This window comes from Pseudomonas sp. PDM15, assembly GCF_014851565.1.
Lineage (GTDB): Bacteria > Pseudomonadota > Gammaproteobacteria > Pseudomonadales > Pseudomonadaceae > Aquipseudomonas.
Window position 1 is genome coordinate 430,082 of the sequence record NZ_JACVAA010000001.1, and the last position, 17,340, is coordinate 447,421.

Sequence of the window (17,340 nt, forward strand, 5' to 3'; positions counted from 1 at the left end):
TTTCGACAGGAGTGATGATATGACTGCCACGAACCTCTTCGACCTGCTCGAGCGCCTGACCAGCCTGATGCGTATCTGGAACCGCCAGCACCCGCTGCTGGCAGAGTTGCAGCCGATCCAGGTCAGCGCGCTGATCTACCTGTCGCGCTGCAACCGCTACTCCAATACGCCGTTGGCGGTGACCGACTACCTGGGCCTGACCAAGGGCACAGTGTCGCAGTCGCTCAAGGCGCTGGAGGCCAAGGGGCTGATCGAGAAGGTGCAGGACCCGCATGACCGGCGCAGCGTGCATCTGCAGCTGACCGCACCGGCGCGCGAGCTGCTGGCGGCCGTCGCTCCGCCGCAGTTCCTGGTGGCGGCGCTTGCGCAGATGGGCGAGCGCGCGCAGGCGCTGGAGGAGTTGTTCGGCGACCTGCTACGGCAGATCCAGCGCAACGAGGACGTGCCGGGCTTCGGCCTTTGCCGCACCTGCCGTTTCCACCAGCAGCGTGACGGGGCGCCGTTCTGTGGTCTGACCCAGGAGCCGCTGTTGCCGGCGGAGGTCGAGCTGATCTGCCGGGAGCACCAGCCGCAGGCGGCCTAGGCCTCAGGCGTTCTTGCCGCCGAGCAGCTTGAACCAGAAACGCACGGGCTCGCCGATGTTGTCGCGCAGCTGTGACGGGGTGAGGGCTTCGGCGCCCTGGCCGACCAGCTGTTGCCAGGCTGGTAGCTGGACCATCAGCTCGTCACCGCCCGACGCCAGGCAGCGCGCGACCTGCACCACGTCGATCAGGTCGGCGGGGGGCGGGTGGTTGCGGTCCCACTGGGCGCGCAGGCGGGCGCATTCGATGAGCGGCTGCGGTAGGTTCCAGCTGGTCAGCACGATCACCCCGACATCTGCCGACAGCTCGTCGCACAGCGTCAGCAGCTCCGCCTCCGTCGGCACCTTGCCGTACCAGCTCTGCACCTCGTCGATCACCGGGAGGCTTCCGATATCCTGTACCAGCCCGGCCAGCATGGCGTCTTCCAGCGGCAGGCGCGTCAGCTCCTGGGCCAGGCAGGCGCTGTAGGCTGCGCACAGCAGCGAGGCATTCCAGCGCGCACGGAACACCTTGAGCAGCACCGGGTCGTTCTGGGTGAACAGGTGGTGGATGGTGAAGGTCAGCACCAGGTTGTTCAGGCGCTGCAGGCCGAGGCGCGAGATCACTTCCTGCAGGCTGATTCCCGGCCGGCTGCCGCGCAGCAGCGGGCTTTCGGCGAACTGCAGCAGGTAGGCGGCCAGGGGCGGGTTGCTGTGCAGCAGCCGCGTCACCTGCTCCAGCGAGGCTCGCTCGGAGGCCAGCAGCTCGCGCAGGCGCAGCGAGGTCTCGGGCATCTGCGGGACCTTGGCGTTGCCCTTGAGGAAATTGAAGTAGAGCGAAAACTTCAGACCAGTTGGATGCTCATCCATGGAGTGATCTCCGTCCGTTGTTCCACCCTAAGCCTAGTGGGCATCGCCACCGGGCCAAGGGTGATCGGACGGACTGCGTGTTCACACCCGGGCGATGGTCGCCAGGCCGGTGGCGATCAGCTTCTCCGTCCCATCCTTTACCGCGAACACGTCGGCGCGGCACACCGCCTGGCGCTGGCCGGCCTTGAGCACTTCGCTGCGGCAGATCAGGCGTTCGCCCAGGGCCGGCGCCAACAGGTTGAGCTTGTACTCGCTGGTGACCACATCGCCGACCATCGAGGCCGCCGCCCAGGCGCAGCCGCTGTCGACCATGAAGCCGACCACCGCACCGTGCATGTAGCCATGGTGCTGGCACAGGTCCGGCCGGCTATGCACCTGCAGGCTGACCTTGCCCGGCGCGAAGTCGAGCAGTTCGGCGCCCAGCAGCTGGGCGAAGGTGGAGTGCTGCAGCGCCTGCTCCAGACGTTCGCGGCTGATGCCTGTTGCGGTCTCGGCTCCGGTCTCGGTGGTGTTCATGATCCGTGCTCCTCGGCAGTGGGAGCTTGCAGTCTTGGTCGGCTCGCGCGGCACCGCCATGCGTATCCAGCGGCGTGATGGCGCGGCATCAGCCTTGACTTGCCCCGGTGCCTTCCCTAGCGTGCCGTTTTCGTTTTTCAGCAGGAAAGCCGCATGAGCGCCGACGACCGCATCAAACTCGAACCGGGCTGGAAGGAAGCCCTGCGCGAGGAGTTCGACAAGCCCTACATGCGCGAGCTGAGCGAGTTCCTGCGTGCCGAGAAGGCCGCCGGCAAGGTGATCTACCCGCCGGGACCGATGATCTTCAATGCGCTGAATTCCACACCTCTGGATCAGGTCAAGGTGGTGGTCATCGGCCAGGACCCGTACCACGGGCCGGGCCAGGCCCATGGCCTGTGCTTCTCTGTGCAACCGGGGGTGCCGGCGCCGCCGTCGCTGGTGAACATCTTCAAGGAGTTGAAGCGCGACCTGAACATCGATATTCCCGAGCACGGCTACCTGCAGAGCTGGGCCGAACAGGGCGTGCTGTTGCTCAACACCTCGCTGACCGTGCAGCAGGCCAGCGCCGGCTCGCACGCCGACAAGGGTTGGCAGCCGTTCACCGACAAGGTGATCGAGGTGGTCAATGCGCGGCCGGGCAACCTGGTGTTCCTGCTCTGGGGCGCGCACGCGCAGAGCAAGCAGAAGCTGATCGACAGCACGCGCCATCTGGTGTTGAAGTCGGCGCACCCGTCGCCGCTGTCTGCCTATCGCGGCTTCCTCGGCAACGGCCACTTCAGTCGCACCAACAAGTACCTGGAGCAGTGCGGCCTCACTCCGATCGACTGGCGACTGCCTCCCCTCCAGGCGTAGCGCATTCCAGTCCGGCGATATCCTCGCGCAGGGCGCCCAGGCGCTCGCCGAGCTGCTGGCGTTGGGCAGGGCTGGCACTGGCGATCAACTGGTCTAGCAGCCGCGCCAGGCTGCGCTCGCTATCGGCGAACGAGCGCCGGTAGTCCTCGCTCCAGTAGCTCTGGCGGTCGCGCAACAGCGCCTCGATGCGTTGCGGGAAGTCGGCGCTGCGGCGGCCTTCCAGTTCCTGCAGTAGCGCTGCCTGCCAGCGCTCGCGGCTATCCAGCCACAGGCGGTTCTGTTCGCCGCGTCGTGCCGCCCAGCTTTGCACCAGGGCCTGCTGCTGCTTGTCCAGCTCGCCGAGCCAGGGCTCCAGGCGTTCCTCGGTGGTCTCGCGGCGCTTGGCGATCTGCTTGGCCAGTGGCGGTTCGACGAATTCGCGGCGCAGCTTCTCGTTCTCCTTGGCCATCGACTCGCGCAGCTGCTGCACCTGCTGCGGGCTGAGCTGTTGCAGCAGGCCGGCGGCGGTCGGGCTGATCTCGCTGGAGACCGTGCCGAGGGAATCGCGCAGGTCGCCGAAACGGGCCATCAGGTGGGCGGCATCCAGCTTGCCAGCAGCCAGATCGGCGCGGTCCTGGTCCAGCCAGCTGGCCAGTTGCGGCAGCTGGGTGCTGCAGTGCCAGGCCAGGTGCTGGTCCAGGCGCGGCTTGAGCCAGGCCTTTTGTTCGGCGTTGAGGTCGAGGTAGCTGTCGATGCGCCAGGTCAGCAACCAGTCGAGGTTGCGGTAGGCCAGGTCGAGGCGGCTGCAGGCGGTCAGCAGGGTGATGCCGGCCAGCAGCACGAGCAGGGGCAGGGCAGAGAGTCTTCGTCGCATGGCAGGCCTCGTCTTCGTTAGCCTGGGGCCGAGCATAGTGCGTGCGGATGGCCGCAACATGACGACGACACATCCGCTAAAAACTTGGGCCTCAGTCCAGGCGTTTGTGGATGCGCGACACCGCCAGGCCCAGCAGAGCCACGCAGAACACTATTAGGATCAGCATCTCCAGCCTCAGTTCAAGCAACCCGGCCTCACGCAGCATGATGCCGCGCGACAGGCGCAGGTAGTGGGTCAGCGGCATCAGCTCGGCGATCCACTGCGCCACCTTGGGCATGCCGGCGAAGGGGAACATGAAGCCGGACAGCAGGATCTGCGGCAGGAAGGTGAAGAAGGCCAGCTGCATGGCCTGGAACTGGGTGCTGGCCAGGGTGGACAGCCACACGCCCAGCGCCAGGCTGGCGATGATGAACAGCAGCGAGGCGCCGTACAGGTCTAGCAGCGAGCCGCGCACCGGCACGGCGAACATCCAGTGGCTGACCACCAGGATCACCGAGACCTGGATCAGGCCGATGCCGACGAAGGGCAGGACCTTGCCGATGGTCAGTTCCCAGGGCGACACCGGGGTGGCGATCAGCAGCTCCAGGTTGCCGTGTTCGCGCTCGCGGACCAGCGCCACGGCGGTGAACATCACCATGGTCATGGTCAGGATCACCCCGAGCAGGCCGGGCACGGTGTTCAGCGGCGCCAGGCGTTCCGGGTTGTAGAAGTTGACCACCTCGACTCCCGGCACACCGCTCCAGCCGGCGAGGGGGAAGGCCGCCAGCTGCCGGGCCGAGGCCTGGACGCTCTGGTCGGAGCCATCCACCACCAGTTGCAAGGGCGGACGGGTGGGGTCGTGGCGCTGCAGGCGCGTGTCGAAGTCGCGTGGCACCACCAGGGCCGCGCTGATCCGGCCCTGGCGCATCAGTTGGTCGATCTGCTGTGGGTTGTCCAGCCGGTACTTCACCTCGATCACCTGGCTGGAGGCGATCTCCGCCACCGCCTCGCGCGACTGCGCGGTGTTGGCCTGGTCCAGCACGGCTGCCTCGATGCCGCGCACGTCCATGTTGATGGCGTAGCCGAACAGCACCAGTTGCAGCAGCGGTACGCCGGCGATCATGACGAAGGTCAGCTTGTCGCGGCGCAGCTGGCGCAGCTCCTTGAGCACGACGGCGCCCATGCGACGCAGGTTCATGGCGTGGCCTCCAGCGGCTTGCGGGTGACGGCGACGAACACGTCTTCCAGGTTGGCCTCGCCGTCGCGCAGTTCGGCCTCGACGCCGGCGCGGCGCAGGGTGGCGGCGATGTCGTCGCGGGCGTTCTCACTGGCACAAAGCACGCGCAGGGTGGCGCCGATCTGCGCGCTGGCCAGTACTTCCTGATGGCCCTGCAGGGCGCGCTGGGCTGCGCGCGGCTGGGCGCATTCGATCAGCAGCGGGTGGCCGGGCAGGGCGTCCATCAGCTCGCGCGGGCTGCCGTCGGCCACCAGGCGGCCGGCGTCGAGAATCCCCAGGCGGGTGCAGCGCTCGGCTTCGTCCATGTAGTGGGTGGACACCAGCAGGGTGGTGCCTTCCTCGGCCAGCTCGAACAGTGAGTCCCAGAACTCGCGGCGCGACTGTGGATCGACCGCGCTGGTCGGTTCGTCGAGCAGCAGCAGGTCGGGTTTGTGCAGCACGGCGCCAGCCAGGGCCAGGCGCTGCTTCTGGCCGCCGCTCATGGTGCCGGCCATTTGCTTGCGACGGTCTGTAAGCCAGTAGCGCTCCAGCAGTTCGTCGATGCGCTGGCGGGTTTCGCGGCGGCCGATGCCCTGCACGGCAGCGAGGAATTCCAGGTTCTCCTGCACCGTCAGGTCTTCGTAGAGCGAGAACTTCTGGGTCATGTAGCCGATGCGCCGCTTCAGCTCCTCGGCGTCGCGGGGTATCTGGCAGCCGAGCACCTCCACCTCGCCCTCGCTGGGCTGCAGCAGGCCACAGAGCATGCGGATGGTGGTGGACTTGCCGCAGCCGTTGGGGCCGAGAAAGCCGAACACTTCGGCGCGCGGTACGGAGAGGTCGAGGTGATCGACCGCGGTAAGCTTGCCGAAGCGCTTGCTCAGGCCGCGGGCGCGGATCACCAGCTCATTGCCGTTCATGGCGGGCTCGCTCGGCCTGCAGTGGCAGGCCGGCCGGCAGTTGGCGCGCGGCCTCGCCCTCCAGCACCACCTCAGCGCGATACATCAGGCGGCTGGCATCGTCGCCGGTGAGGGCGTAGTAGGGGGTGAAGCTGGCCTCGCTGCGGATGCTGCGCACGCGGCCGGTGAAGGGCTGTTCGATGCCCTCGACATGTATGCGCATGGCATCGCCGACCTCCACCTCGGCGCGAATGCTGGCGGGGATGAACACGCGGGCGTAGGGCGCCTCGCCGACCAGCAGACTGACCAGTTCGGCGCCGGCCGGCGGCTGGTCGCCGACCTTGAACGGCAGGGCATCGACCACGCCGGCGCGGGGCGCGCGCAGGCTCAGGTGCTCGCGGCCGACCTCCAGCTGGGCCAGGTTGCCGCGGGCGGCATCCAGGGCGGCAGCGGCCTGTTCGATCTGCTCCGGGCGGGTGCCGTTGGTCAGCTCGCGAAGCTGCGCCTCGGCGCTGCGGGTGGCGGCGCTGGCCTGGTCGCGGGCGGCGCGCGAGCGATCCAGTTCGGCGATGGCCACCTGCTTGCGCTGGTAAAGGGCCGCGATGCGCTGGAAGTTGCGCTCGGCATCGGTCAGCTCGGCGCGGTTACGCGCCAGGGTGGCGCGGGCGGAATCAATGGTCTCGCTGCGGGCGCCGTTGCTCAGTTCGGCCAGGCGCGCGGCGGCCTGGCCCACTTCGCCACGGGCCTGGGCGATGCGTGCGTCCTGGCGGCGTGGGTCCAGTTCCAGCAGGAGCTGGCCGGCCTCGACCCGATCACCCTCGGCGACCTTCCAGGCGAGAATGGTTTCCGAGGCTTCGGCGGGCACACCGATGCGGTCCCACTCCAGGGTGCCCAGCAGCTGTTCGCCGGAGGAGTCGCAACCGGTGAGGCTGGTAACGAGCAGGCTGGCCAGCAGCAGGCCAGATAGCGGCAGACGGTACATCTCAGGGCTCCATGCCGCCCTTGAGCAGGGCGAGCGTGTGGGTGATCAGCGCGTCGTCGCCGATCTGCGGGTTGGCGAACACGCCACGCCAGATCGGCGCGGCCGCGTAGGGGAGGAGGGTGAGGCCGATCAGCGAAACCACTAGCAGGCGCGGGTCCAGTTCGGGGTTGAGCGCGCCGCGGGCCTGGGCGGCGGCGAACTTCTGCGCCAGCAGCAAGGGCACCAGCGGGGCGACGCGGTCCATGAGGCGCTCGCGCAATACGCCGCCCTCGCAGAGGATTTCGCGCACCCACAGCTGGGAAATCCAAGGGTGCTGGGCGACGTTGCGGCTCATGTCGCGAATGAAGGCCTCGACCAGAGCCAGAGGATCATCGCCGGCCTGCTGCAGGCCCTGGGCGGCGGTCATCACCAGCGGCAGGAAGCGCTCCTCGACCATGGCGTTGACCAGCTTGTCCTTGTTGCCGAAGTAGTAGTTGAGCAGGGCCGGAGTCACCCCGGCGCGCTCGGCGATGGCACGCAGACTGGTGGCCTGGATGCCCTGATGGGAGAACAGGTCGGTGGCGACGTTCAACAGCAGCTCGCGTTGCACCGTGGCATCGGCGGCGGGGCGCCCGGGAGCGCGTGGGGTTCTGGTCTGTTTGCTCATGGGGTCAATAATTAAATATCCGATTAATTAATTGCAAGCGCCGTTCGTCCATCGGAGGGCGGTAGACGAATACTGATAGCTGGCTAATAATTAGATCTGGTTGTTTCGTCAGCTTCGTTGCAGCCATCTACCTTCTTCCCAAGTGCCTTCTCCGGTAGTCCACGTGCGCGATTCCCTCTCGGCCTTGCTCGCTCCCGATCTCGCCGCCCTGCAGTTCGCCTGCAAGACGCTGCTCAGTGGCGGCCTGGCGATGTGGTGCGCCTTTCGTTTCGATCTCGATCAGCCGCAATGGGCGCTGATGACCGCCTTCATCGTGGCCCAGCCGCTGGCCGGCATGGTGGTGCAGAAGGGCCTGGCGCGGCTGCTCGGCACCCTGATCGGCACGGCGCTGTCGGTTTTCTTCATGGGGCTGTTCGCCCAGGCGCCCTGGTTGTTCCTGCTGGTGATGGCCCTGTGGCTGGGCCTGTGCACGGCGGCCTCCACCCTGCTGCGCAGTGCCTGGGCCTATGCCTTCGTACTGGCCGGCTACACGGTGGCGATCATCTGCCTGCCGGTGATCGGCAAGCCGCAGCTGGTGTTCGACGAGGCGGTGGCGCGCTGCACCGAGATCTGCCTCGGTATCCTCTGTTCCATGGCGATCAGCGCCGTGCTCTGGCCGCAGCGTGTGGAGCGCGTGGTGGTGCAACAGGCGCGCGCGGCCTGGCAGGGCGGGGCGCAGGCGGCGGCCGCCGCTTTGCAGGGGCATGCGGCGGGGCGTCAGGGATTGTTGGAAACCCTGGGTCGCATCGTTGCGGTGGACGCCCAGCGCGAGCATGCGTGGTTCGAGGGGCGTCCTGGCCGTCAGCGTGCTCGCGGTCTGCGTGCGCTGACGCGCGAACTGCTCGGCCTGTTGCGCCTGGCCCGTGGTGTGGCGCGGCAGTGGCAGCAGTTAGACGAGGCCGACGCCCATGCGCTGACGCCAGCGCTGAGCGAGGTTCAGACCCTGCTTGCCGAGCCGAATATGGCGCGCCAGGAAACGCTCTACCAGCGCCTGCTGGAGCAATCCCGCGACGCTTCCCAACCCCTGACTCGGCAGTACTGCCTCGGCCGCATGGCCGTGCTGGTGCGACAGCTGTCGAGGGCCCAGGTGACGCTGGACGCGGTGGTGCGTGGCGAGGCTCCGCAGGGCGCACCGCCGCCGTTGTCCTGGCACCGCGATGTGCAGACCGCAGCCGTCTACGGCCTGCGCAGTTGCCTGACCCTGCTGGTGCTGTCGGCCTTCTGGCTGGCTACCGGCTGGCCGGCCGCCAGCGGTGCGCTGCTGCTGGCCGCGGTGGTGTGCAGCCTGTTCGCCAGTCGCGAGAACGCCGACCTGATTGGCATGGCCTTCCTGCGCGGGATCTTCTACGCGTTGCCGGTGGCGTTCTTCGTCGGCCAGATCCTGTTGCCGCAGTGGAACGGCTTTCCGCTGCTGTGCATGGCCCTCGGCGTGCCGCTGTTCTTTGGCCTGCTGGCCATGTCGCGCCCGGCATTGGCCGGCGCCGCGACGTCCTTCTGCCTGCACTTCATCGTGCTCTGCGCGCCGCGCAACGACATGGCCTACAACGTTTCCTTCTTCCTCAACGAGGCCCTGGCGATGCTGATCGGCGTCGGCTGCGCGGTGCTGGCGTTGCGCCTGATCGTGCTGCGCAACCCGGTGTGGCACGGTCGGCGCCTGCTCAAGGCGACGCTGGATGATCTGGCGCGGCTCTGCTCGCGCACCCTGGAGGGCGCCGAGAACTGGTTCGGCGGGCGTATGGCGGATCGTCTGCTGCAGCTGGCGCGCATCTATCCGCAGTTGCCGGAGGGTGGCCGCAGCCGCTGGGACGACGGCATCGACAGCCTTGATCTGGGCGATGAACTGCTGCACCTGCGCGCTTGTCTGGCGGCTGCGCCCGCTGCGCCGCGCCAGGCCGAGCGGCGCTTCTTCGACGAGGTGCAGGCGCTGTTGCGGCGTGGCCCGGCACAGGCGCGCGGCGACGATCTGCAGGCGCCGGCGGATGCCCTGGCGCGGGCCCTGCACGACCAGCCGCCGGCCATCGAGTTGCGCCTGGCTGAGGCCGCGTTGCTGCAACTGACCCACAGCTGGCGCCAGTGGTGCGACCGGCAAGGAGAACCCCATGGCGTTGCGTGAGTTGGCTCTGGGCGGCGTGCTGCTCAGCCCCATGCTGCTGTACGCGCTGCTGGCGCTGCTGCTGACCGGCGCATTGCGCCTGGGCCTGCAGCGCGCCGGCCTGGCGCGCTGGATCTGGCATGAGGCGCTATTCGACTGCGCCCTCTATGTTTGCGTGCTGGCGGGGCTGATGGCCGTGCTGGCGACCTGGTGAGGATTAGCTGATGAATGCACTCCCGCGTGTGGCGGTGACTTTGGTGACGGTCCTGCTAGCTCTGTTGGCCGGCTGGTGGCTGTGGCACTTCTACATGATCTCGCCCTGGACCCGCGACGCGCGGGTGCGCGCCGACGTGGTCACCATCGCCCCGGACGTGTCTGGCTGGGTGGTCGAGCTGAAGGTCCACGATAACCAGGCGGTCAAGGCTGGCGACCTGCTGATGAGCATCGACCGCGAGCGCTACCAGGCCGCCCTCGACAAGGCCCGCGCGCTGGCCGAAACCCGTCGCCAGCAGCTCAACCTGCGCCAGCACGAGGCCTCGCGCCGCGCCCATCTGGGGCCGCAGGCGATCAGCGCTGAGTTGCGCGAGAACGCTCAGATCAACGCCGAGATCGCCCGCGCCGAACTGCAGCAGGCCGAGGCCGAGGTCAAGCTGGCCGAACTCAACTTGCAGCGCAGCGAGGTGCGTGCGCCGCGCTCCGGCCAGGTCACCAACCTGCACCTGGCCCAGGGCAACTACGTGCAGAGTGGCCAGGCGGTGATGGCGCTGGTGGCGGACGATTCCTTCTACGTGCAGGCCTACTTCGAGGAGACCAAGCTGCCGGGCATTCGTGTCGGTGCGCCGGCCGAGGTGATCCTGATGAGCGGTGGCGAGCCACTGCAGGGCAAGGTGCAGAGCATCAGCCGCGGCATCACCGACCGCAACGCCGCGCCGGACGCGCAGCTGCTGGCCAATGTCGAGCCGACCTTCAACTGGGTGCGCCTGGCCCAGCGCATCCCGGTGCGTATCGAGCTGGAGGAGGTGCCGAAGGAATTGCTGCTAAGTGCGGGAATGACGGCGAGTGTGCGGGTGTTGGGGGAGTAGTTTTCCCTTCTCCCCCTGGGAGAGGGGCCAGGGGTGAGGGCGCTCTAGGCAACCCGCCGCATTCCTCTCACCCCAACTCTGACTGCGCGCCCCGCTGCAAAGGGAGAGGGAGTAAAAAGGCCGCTCAGTGAGCGGCCTTTCCATGCGCGGAGCTCTAGCCCAGGTGAAGGGCGTGAACTAGCTACGTCATCCCACCGTGACTTTCGGCATCTCCGGCATAGTCAGGGTCTGCTCGGCGCGCGGGGCCAGCACTTCGGCTTCGCCGTCCACCACCTGCTCTTGGTTCTGGTTGAACACGCGGGTGGCCAGGCGTACGCGGCCCTTGGGCAGTTTTTCCAGCACTTCCAGCTGCACGGTCAGGGTGTCGCCAAGTTTCACCGGACGGGTGAACTTGAGCTGCTGGCCGAGGTAGATGGTGCCCGGGCCGGGCAGTTGGCAGGCGATGGCGGCGCTGATCAGTGCGCCGGTGAACATGCCGTGGGCGATGCGCTCCTTGAACATGGTTTCGGCGGCGAAGGCGGCGTCCAGGTGCACTGGGTTGTTGTCGCCGGAGACGGCGGCGAACAGTTGCACGTCGCGCTCTTCAACGGATTTCACCAGGCTGGCCTGCTGGCCGACTTCGAGGGCGTCGTAGGGAATATTGGTGACCTGAGTCATACGGGTTCCTTGCTGGTAGTGGGGCACTGGCGGCTGCGGGCCAGGGTCCGCTCCAGCCAGCCGTGCAGGTAGTCGGTGACCTCGTCGCGGTTGCTCTCGTTGAGCAGCTCGTGGCGGGCCTCGGGGTAGATCTTCAGTTCCACGTTCTTGATCCCGGCAGTGCGCAGGGCGCCGGCTAGGTCGCCGAGGCGCTTGCCTTCGCTGACCGGGTCGCGGTCGCCACCGATCACCAGCAGCGGCAGGTCGCTATCGATCTGCGCCAGATTGCGTACCGGGGTGATCTGCTGGAAGCCGTCCATCAGGTCGCACCACAGCTGGGTGGTACAGACGAAGCCGCACAGCGGGTCGGTCACGTACTTGTCGACTTCCGCCGGGTCGCGGCTGAGCCAATCGAAGCCGGTGCGGTTGGGCTTGAAGGCCTTGTTGAAGGAGCCGAAGGAGAGGAAATCGATCAGCTTGCTGCGCCCCTGCGGGCCGAGGCGCCAGCGCTCGAAGCGGGCAATCAGGCTGGCGGCCTTGTACACCGGCAGCGGCTGGTAGTTGGAGCCGGACAGGATGGCGCCCTGCAGACTGCAGCTGTGCTGCATCAGGTAGGCCATGCCGATGTAGCTGCCCATGCTGTGGCCGAGTAGCAGGATCGGCGCCTGCGGATGCTGCTGGCGGATGTGGTGATTGAGGCTGGCGAGGTCGCCGACCACCTTGCTCCAGCCGTCCTGCTCGGCATACAGGCCTATCACGCCCTTCTCGGCGGTGACGCCGTGGCCGCGCTGGTCGAGGGCGTACACCTCATAACCGTCGGTCACCAGGCGCTCGGCCAGGCGCGCGTAGCGCAGGGAGTGCTCGGCCATGCCGTGGGCGATCATCAACACCGCCTTGGGCGTGGTGTCGGCGTGCCAGTGGAATACGTGCAGGGGGGTGCCGTCGCTGGCGCCGATCCAGAGTGCTTGCTGGTGCATGGCGGTCCTTGTGCCCAGGGGAGTCGCGGCATTGTGCATGGCTTGTTCGGCCAGGCAAAGGGCCGCTAACGCCAGCTGTTGTGGCGTTTGAGGATGCGCATGTACTCGCCGCTGGCGTGCAGTTCGCGCAGGCCGCGCTCGAAGATGGCGGCCCAGTCCGGCTGGCCGGCGCGCTGGGCGCCGAAGCCGACCACCAGTGGGATGCGTTCCAGCGCCGGTTCCTGCCACACCAGGCGGCCGCGCAGCTCGTCGTCGCCGGCCACCAGATACTCGCCGACGATGCGCTCCAGCAACACCAGGTCGAAGCGCTTGGCCGCCAGCTTGCGCAGGTTGCTGATGTCGTCCACCGCCTCCTCGGCGACCAGGCCGGACTCGAACAGCCGCGGCGGGTAGCCGTAGCCACGCACGATGCCGACCCTGCGTCCGCGCAGGTCGGCCAGCTCGCCGAACGGCTGCGGGTCGCGGCGGCGCACGAACAGGCCTAGCTGGCTGTAGAACAGCGGCCGCGAGGCGGTCAGGTTCTCTTCCTTGATCTCCTGCGGCCACAGCGCCAGGGCGCCCTGGTAGCTGCCCTGGCGCAGCTCGGCGCGCACCCGCGCCCAAGGCAGGAAGTCGATCCGCGGGGTATAGCCCTGGGTGGCGAAGGCGCGTCGGGTCAGCTCGACGATGCTGCCACCGTCCGCCAGTTGCTGGCTGCTGTAGGGCGGGTACTCCAGGGTGGCCAGGCGCGGCTCGGCCGCCAGCGGCAGGCAGAACAGGGCGAGCACGACGAGGCTGAGAATGCGGGACATGGATGAAGGGAATGGCGAGGTGATTACTAGCTATAGCTCAGTCGACCATGAATCGCCGAAAAGCATGGTAAAGATTCACAGGGTCAATGAGTGACCCCTGGGTATTTGCCTGTTGCCCCCGAGCTGCTAAGTTCCGGACCAGTCCGGTCGCATCTCAGGCGTCCGGTTTGCACATTCAGGTCTAGGGGAATAACAACAATGCAACCTGACTTCTGGGACGACAAACGCCCGGCCGGCGTCGCCAACCAGCTCGACTTCAACCTCTACCGCTCGGTGGTCGAAGTCTTCGAGCGCTCCTGCAAGAAGTTCGCGGATCGCCCGGCCTTCACCAACCTCGGCAGGACGCTGACCTATGCCGAGCTGGAGCGCTATTCCGCAGCCTTCGCCTCCTGGTTGCAGAAGAACACCGACCTCAAGCCCGGCGACCGCATCGCCGTGCAGATGCCCAATATCCTGCAGTACCCGATCGCCGTGTTCGGTGCCATGCGCGCCGGCCTGATCGTGGTCAACACCAACCCGCTGTACACCGTGCGCGAGATGCGCCACCAGTTCAACGACGCCGGTGTGCGTGCCCTGGTGTACCTCAACACCTTCGGCAAATCGGTGCAGGAAGTGCTGCCCGACACCCAGGTCGAGTACCTGATCGAGGCGCGCCTGGGCGACATGCTGCCGCCGCTCAAGGGCATGCTGGTCAACGCCGCCGTCAAGCACCTGAAGAAGATGGTGCCGGACTACCAGCTGCCCCAGGCAATCGCCTTCAAGGACGTGTTGCGTGCCGGCAAGGGCCACTCCTTCCAGCCGGCCAAGCTGAGCCTGGACGATATCGCCGTGCTGCAGTACACCGGCGGCACCACCGGCGTGGCCAAGGGCGCGATGCTCACCCACGGCAACCTGGTGGCCAACATGCAGCAGGTCTACAACTGCCTGCAGCAGCTCGGCGACGACGGCCTGCCGCTGATGAAGGAGGGCGGCGAAATCATGATCGCGCCGCTGCCGCTCTACCATATCTACGCCTTCACCGCGAACTGCATGTGCATGATGGTCAGCGGCAACCACAACGTGCTGATCACCAACCCCCGTGACATCCCGGGCTTCGTCAAGGAACTGGGCAAGTGGAAGTTCTCCGCTCTGCTCGGCCTCAACACCTTGTTCGTCGCGCTGATGGATCACCCGGACTTCAAGAGCCTCGACTTTTCTCGCCTGAAGGTCACCAACTCCGGTGGCACCGCGCTGGTCAAGGCCACCGCCGAGCGCTGGCAGCAGATGACCGGCTGCAGCATCGTCGAAGGCTACGGCCTGACCGAGACTTCCCCGGTGGCGACCACCAACTGCTACGGCAAGCTGGCGCGCCTGGGCTCGGTGGGCATTCCGGTGGTCGGCACCACGCTCAAGGTGATCGATGACAACGGTGTCGAGCAGCCGTTGGGCGAGCGCGGCGAGCTGTGCATCAAGGGCCCGCAGGTGATGAAGGGTTACTGGCAGCGTCCCGAGGCCACCGCCGAAGTGCTGGACGAGGAGGGCTGGTTCAAGAGCGGCGACATCGCGGTGATCGACCCGGACGGCCATGTGCGCGTGGTCGACCGCAAGAAGGACATGATCATCGTCTCCGGCTTCAACGTGTACCCGAACGAGATCGAGGACGTGGTCATGGCCCACCCGAAGGTGGCCAGCTGCGCCGTGATCGGCGTGCCGGACGAGAAGTCCGGCGAGGCGGTCAAGCTGTTCGTGGTGCCGCGCGAAGGTGGTGTTTCCATCGACGAGATCAAGGCCTACTGCAAGGAAAATTTCACCGGCTACAAGGTGCCCAAGCACATCGTGCTGAAGGACTCCCTGCCGATGACTCCGGTCGGCAAAATCCTCCGCCGCGAGCTGCGCGACATCGCCTGAAGCCTTGCGCCCAGGGCTTTTCACCCGCCCCATCAGGAAATGACCGATCAGTGATGATCGGTCATTTTTTTGACCGCTGGGGCTGCCTTTGGTGCTAGGCGCTCCCTGGCAAAGCTGCTACTCTCGGCACGCTTTGCGCCAGTCCCCACCTCGCGTCAAGGTCAACACATCACAACAAATGACCGCCATTGCGCGCGGTGTAGACAAGCTGTTGCTCAGGAGTAGGCTTCCATGATCGATAACTTCTGGAAGGACAAATACCCTGTCGGAGTCGCTGCCGAGATCGACGCCGACCAGTACCCCAACATCCAGGCCGTACTGAAAGAGTCCTGCCAACGCTTTGCCGATAAGCCTGCTTTCAGCAACATGGGCAAGACCCTGACCTACGGCGAGCTGTACGAACTCTCCGGCGTCTTCGCCGCCTATCTGCAGAACCACACCGACCTCAAGGCCGGCGATCGCATCGCCGTGCAGTTGCCCAACGTCCTGCAATACCCCGTCGTGGTATTCGGCGCCATGCGTGCCGGCATGATCGTGGTCAACACCAATCCGCTGTACACCGCGCGGGAGATGGAACACCAGTTCAACGACTCCGGCGCCAAGGCCCTGGTTTGCCTGGCCAACATGGCCCACCTGGCCGAGGAAGTGCTGCCGAAGACCGGCGTCAAGCACGTCATCGTCACCGAAGTGGGTGACCTGCTGCCGCCGCTCAAGCGCCTGCTGGTCAACACCGTGGTCAAGCACGTGAAGAAGATGGTCCCGGCGTTCAACCTGCCGCAGGCCGTCAAACTGAACAAGGCCCTGGCCATGGGCCGCGGCAAGCCGGTCAACGAAGCCAGCCCGCACAATGGCGACGTCGCCGTGCTGCAGTACACCGGCGGCACCACCGGCGTGGCCAAGGGCGCCATGCTGACCCACCGCAACCTGGTGGCCAACATGCTGCAGTCCAAGGCGCTGATGGGCTCCAACCTCGGCGAAGGCTGCGAGATCGTCATCTGCCCGCTGCCGCTGTACCACATCTATGCCTTCACCTTCCATTGCATGGCGATGATGCTGACCGGCAACCACAACATCCTCATCACCAACCCGCGCGACCTGCCGGGCACCGTGAAAGAGCTGGGCAAGTGGAAGTTCACCACCTTCGTCGGCCTCAACACCCTATTCGTTGCCCTGTGCAACAACGAGGACTTCCGCCGTCTCGACCTATCCGCCCTCAAGCTGACCCTGTCTGGCGGCATGGCCCTGCAACTGGCCACCGCCGAGCGCTGGAAGGAAGTCACCGGCTGCCCGATCTGCGAAGGCTACGGCATGACCGAGACCAGTCCGGTCGCGACCGTCAACCCGTACCAGAACATCCAGGTCGGCACCATCGGCATCCCGGTTCCGTCGACCCTGTGCAAGGTCATCGACGACGCCGGCAACGACCTGCCGCTGGGCGAGCGTGGCGAGCTGTGCGTCAAGGGCCCGCAAGTGATGAAGGGCTACTGGCAGCGCCAGGAAGCCACCGACGAGATGCTCGATGCCAACGGCTGGCTGAAGACCGGCGACATCGCCGTGATCCAGGATGACGGCTACCTGCGCATCGTCGACCGCAAGAAGGACATGATCCTGGTGTCCGGCTTCAACGTGTACCCGAACGAGCTGGAAGACGTGCTCGCCACCCTGCCGGGCGTGCTGCAGTGCGCCGCCATCGGCGTGCCGGACGAGAAGTCGGGCGAGGCGATCAAGGTGTTCCTGGTGGTCAAACCGGGCGAGAGTCTGACCAAGGAGCAGGTGATGGAGCACATGCGTTCCAACCTCACCGGCTACAAGGTGCCGCGTTTCGTTGAGTTCCGCGACAGCCTGCCGACCACCAACGTCGGCAAGATCCTGCGCCGCGAGCTGCGTGACGAGGAGCTGAAGAAGATCGCGGCCACGGCCTGATCCTCGAACAGCATGAAAAAGCCCCGCCTAGGCGGGGCTTTTTCGTTTCTGCGGTTCTCTTATTCGGGCTGTAGCGCCTGGCGCAGGGCGTCGGGCAGGGCCGTTGGCTGCTTGCTTTCGGGGTCGATGCACACCTGGGTCATCGAGGCACGGAAGGTCGGCTCACCCGAGGCCTGGCGACCCTCCACGGCGAAGCCGAACGAGGTGGAGCCGGGCGCCTCGCTGCGCACCTCGATGCTGATCACCTCGTCCCAGGTCATGGGCGAGAGAAACTCGACCGTCAGTGCCCGTGCCGGCGGCAGGATGCCCATGGCGAACAGCTTGCGCAGGCCTTCGCCGCCGAGGCGGTGGGAGAGAAATTCGTGGATCGCCTCGATGACGAAGTAGGCGATGCGCGGTGTGTAGACGATCCCGGCGGGGTCGCAGTCGCCAAACAGAATGGTGCGGGAGGTGATGAAGGACATGACTGCTCCGTGTCGGATTGAGTCGTTGAGGGCTGCCGCGATCATAACGGCTGAAGGCGGCTTCAGGTGGCGGCGCCGGG

The 17,340-nt window shown here is 66.6% G+C and carries 18 protein-coding genes; 7 read left to right on the forward strand and 11 right to left on the reverse strand.

Going from position 1 to position 17,340, the window contains the following annotated elements; all coding sequences use genetic code 11:
* Positions 1-19 precede the first annotated feature (19 nt).
* Positions 20-583: a MarR family winged helix-turn-helix transcriptional regulator gene (locus IB232_RS02015; RefSeq protein ID WP_192396893.1), complete on the forward strand. Its 564-nt coding sequence runs from the start codon at positions 20-22 to the stop codon at positions 581-583.
* Positions 584-586: 3 nt separating this feature from the next.
* On the opposite strand, the gene IB232_RS02020 is transcribed toward IB232_RS02015, so the two are convergent.
* Entirely contained in the window at positions 587-1,429 is an 843-nt protein-coding gene (locus IB232_RS02020; protein WP_192396894.1) for an HDOD domain-containing protein, read from the reverse strand.
* 81 nt (positions 1,430-1,510) lie between these two features.
* Positions 1,511-1,945, reverse strand: coding sequence for a PaaI family thioesterase (locus tag IB232_RS02025; protein WP_192396895.1), 435 nt, complete (start codon positions 1,943-1,945; stop codon positions 1,511-1,513).
* Positions 1,946-2,098: 153 nt separating this feature from the next.
* On the opposite strand from IB232_RS02025, the gene ung reads away from it, so the two are divergent.
* Positions 2,099-2,797, forward strand: a complete 699-nt coding sequence (gene ung / locus IB232_RS02030) for a uracil-DNA glycosylase (RefSeq protein ID WP_192396896.1) — start codon at positions 2,099-2,101, stop codon at positions 2,795-2,797.
* Here the strand turns inward: ung and IB232_RS02035 are convergent.
* The 5 genes from IB232_RS02035 to IB232_RS02055 all read right to left on the reverse strand — a co-directional run bounded on the left by IB232_RS02035 (position 2,757) and on the right by IB232_RS02055 (position 7,369).
* The gene (locus tag IB232_RS02035; protein ID WP_192396897.1) at positions 2,757-3,650 is read right to left on the reverse strand and encodes a DUF6279 family lipoprotein; all 894 of its coding nucleotides are present in this window, start codon (positions 3,648-3,650) and stop codon (positions 2,757-2,759) included. The genes ung and IB232_RS02035 overlap by 41 nt on opposite strands.
* Positions 3,651-3,741: 91 nt before the next feature.
* A complete protein-coding gene (locus IB232_RS02040; protein WP_192396898.1) occupies positions 3,742-4,827 on the reverse strand; it encodes an ABC transporter permease in 1,086 nt (361 codons plus the stop codon).
* Positions 4,824-5,762, reverse strand: a complete 939-nt coding sequence (locus IB232_RS02045; RefSeq protein WP_192396899.1) for an ABC transporter ATP-binding protein — start codon at positions 5,760-5,762, stop codon at positions 4,824-4,826. Before IB232_RS02045 ends, IB232_RS02040 begins: the two co-directional genes overlap by 4 nt.
* The gene (locus IB232_RS02050; protein WP_192396900.1) at positions 5,749-6,723 is read right to left on the reverse strand and encodes an HlyD family secretion protein; all 975 of its coding nucleotides are present in this window, start codon (positions 6,721-6,723) and stop codon (positions 5,749-5,751) included. Before IB232_RS02050 ends, IB232_RS02045 begins: the two co-directional genes overlap by 14 nt.
* Position 6,724: 1 nt before the next feature.
* Complete coding sequence (locus IB232_RS02055; protein ID WP_192396901.1) at positions 6,725-7,369, reverse strand: TetR/AcrR family transcriptional regulator; 645 nt, start codon at positions 7,367-7,369, stop codon at positions 6,725-6,727.
* A 163-nt stretch (positions 7,370-7,532) separates the two neighbouring features.
* Here IB232_RS02055 and IB232_RS02060 point away from each other — a divergent pair, with 163 nt between their 5' ends.
* The 3 genes from IB232_RS02060 to IB232_RS02070 are packed head-to-tail and all read left to right on the forward strand — an operon-like array spanning position 7,533 to position 10,582.
* Positions 7,533-9,521 (forward strand): FUSC family protein, encoded by a 1,989-nt coding sequence (locus tag IB232_RS02060; protein ID WP_192396902.1) that lies wholly within the window; start codon positions 7,533-7,535, stop codon positions 9,519-9,521.
* Positions 9,508-9,714: a DUF1656 domain-containing protein gene (locus IB232_RS02065; protein WP_192396903.1), complete on the forward strand. Its 207-nt coding sequence runs from the start codon at positions 9,508-9,510 to the stop codon at positions 9,712-9,714. The genes IB232_RS02060 and IB232_RS02065 overlap by 14 nt, the downstream gene beginning before the upstream one ends.
* A gap of 10 nt (positions 9,715-9,724) precedes the next feature.
* A complete protein-coding gene (locus IB232_RS02070; protein WP_192396904.1) occupies positions 9,725-10,582 on the forward strand; it encodes an HlyD family secretion protein in 858 nt (285 codons plus the stop codon).
* Between the two features lie 186 nt (positions 10,583-10,768).
* Here IB232_RS02070 and IB232_RS02075 read toward each other — a convergent pair whose 3' ends face one another.
* From IB232_RS02075 to IB232_RS02085, 3 genes are all read right to left on the reverse strand, one after another.
* Positions 10,769-11,239, reverse strand: a complete 471-nt coding sequence (locus tag IB232_RS02075) for a MaoC family dehydratase (protein ID WP_192396905.1) — start codon at positions 11,237-11,239, stop codon at positions 10,769-10,771.
* The gene (locus tag IB232_RS02080) at positions 11,236-12,195 is read right to left on the reverse strand and encodes an alpha/beta hydrolase (protein WP_192396906.1); all 960 of its coding nucleotides are present in this window, start codon (positions 12,193-12,195) and stop codon (positions 11,236-11,238) included. Before IB232_RS02080 ends, IB232_RS02075 begins: the two co-directional genes overlap by 4 nt.
* Positions 12,196-12,260: 65 nt before the next feature.
* Complete coding sequence (locus IB232_RS02085; protein ID WP_192396907.1) at positions 12,261-12,986, reverse strand: substrate-binding periplasmic protein; 726 nt, start codon at positions 12,984-12,986, stop codon at positions 12,261-12,263.
* Positions 12,987-13,184: 198 nt separating this feature from the next.
* Here IB232_RS02085 and fadD2 point away from each other — a divergent pair, with 198 nt between their 5' ends.
* Both fadD2 and fadD1 read left to right on the forward strand, forming a co-directional pair.
* Complete coding sequence (fadD2, locus tag IB232_RS02090; protein WP_192396908.1) at positions 13,185-14,873, forward strand: long-chain-fatty-acid--CoA ligase FadD2; 1,689 nt, start codon at positions 13,185-13,187, stop codon at positions 14,871-14,873.
* A 231-nt stretch (positions 14,874-15,104) separates the two neighbouring features.
* Positions 15,105-16,796, forward strand: coding sequence for a long-chain-fatty-acid--CoA ligase FadD1 (gene fadD1, locus IB232_RS02095; protein WP_192396909.1), 1,692 nt, complete (start codon positions 15,105-15,107; stop codon positions 16,794-16,796).
* A 59-nt stretch (positions 16,797-16,855) separates the two neighbouring features.
* On the opposite strand, the gene IB232_RS02100 is transcribed toward fadD1, so the two are convergent.
* Complete coding sequence (locus IB232_RS02100; RefSeq protein WP_192396910.1) at positions 16,856-17,260, reverse strand: acyl-CoA thioesterase; 405 nt, start codon at positions 17,258-17,260, stop codon at positions 16,856-16,858.
* Positions 17,261-17,340 lie beyond the last annotated feature (80 nt).

Bases quoted from the DNA above. Each gene is read 5' to 3' on its own strand.
- IB232_RS02035 (WP_192396897.1), bottom strand. From the start codon at position 3,650: ATGCGACGAAGACTCTCTGCCCTGCCCCTGCTCGTGCTGCTGGCCGGC.
- IB232_RS02065 (WP_192396903.1), top strand. From the start codon at position 9,508: ATGGCGTTGCGTGAGTTGGCTCTGGGCGGCGTGCTGCTCAGCCCCATG.
- IB232_RS02070 (WP_192396904.1), top strand. From the start codon at position 9,725: ATGAATGCACTCCCGCGTGTGGCGGTGACTTTGGTGACGGTCCTGCTA.
- IB232_RS02050 (WP_192396900.1), bottom strand. From the start codon at position 6,723: ATGTACCGTCTGCCGCTATCTGGCCTGCTGCTGGCCAGCCTGCTCGTT.
- IB232_RS02045 (WP_192396899.1), bottom strand. From the start codon at position 5,762: ATGAACGGCAATGAGCTGGTGATCCGCGCCCGCGGCCTGAGCAAGCGC.
- fadD1 (WP_192396909.1), top strand. From the start codon at position 15,105: ATGATCGATAACTTCTGGAAGGACAAATACCCTGTCGGAGTCGCTGCC.
- IB232_RS02075 (WP_192396905.1), bottom strand. From the start codon at position 11,239: ATGACTCAGGTCACCAATATTCCCTACGACGCCCTCGAAGTCGGCCAG.
- ung (WP_192396896.1), top strand. From the start codon at position 2,099: ATGAGCGCCGACGACCGCATCAAACTCGAACCGGGCTGGAAGGAAGCC.
- IB232_RS02100 (WP_192396910.1), bottom strand. From the start codon at position 17,260: ATGTCCTTCATCACCTCCCGCACCATTCTGTTTGGCGACTGCGACCCC.
- IB232_RS02080 (WP_192396906.1), bottom strand. From the start codon at position 12,195: ATGCACCAGCAAGCACTCTGGATCGGCGCCAGCGACGGCACCCCCCTG.
- IB232_RS02055 (WP_192396901.1), bottom strand. From the start codon at position 7,369: ATGAGCAAACAGACCAGAACCCCACGCGCTCCCGGGCGCCCCGCCGCC.
- IB232_RS02015 (WP_192396893.1), top strand. From the start codon at position 20: ATGACTGCCACGAACCTCTTCGACCTGCTCGAGCGCCTGACCAGCCTG.
- IB232_RS02020 (WP_192396894.1), bottom strand. From the start codon at position 1,429: ATGGATGAGCATCCAACTGGTCTGAAGTTTTCGCTCTACTTCAATTTC.
- IB232_RS02040 (WP_192396898.1), bottom strand. From the start codon at position 4,827: ATGAACCTGCGTCGCATGGGCGCCGTCGTGCTCAAGGAGCTGCGCCAG.
- fadD2 (WP_192396908.1), top strand. From the start codon at position 13,185: ATGCAACCTGACTTCTGGGACGACAAACGCCCGGCCGGCGTCGCCAAC.
- IB232_RS02025 (WP_192396895.1), bottom strand. From the start codon at position 1,945: ATGAACACCACCGAGACCGGAGCCGAGACCGCAACAGGCATCAGCCGC.
- IB232_RS02085 (WP_192396907.1), bottom strand. From the start codon at position 12,986: ATGTCCCGCATTCTCAGCCTCGTCGTGCTCGCCCTGTTCTGCCTGCCG.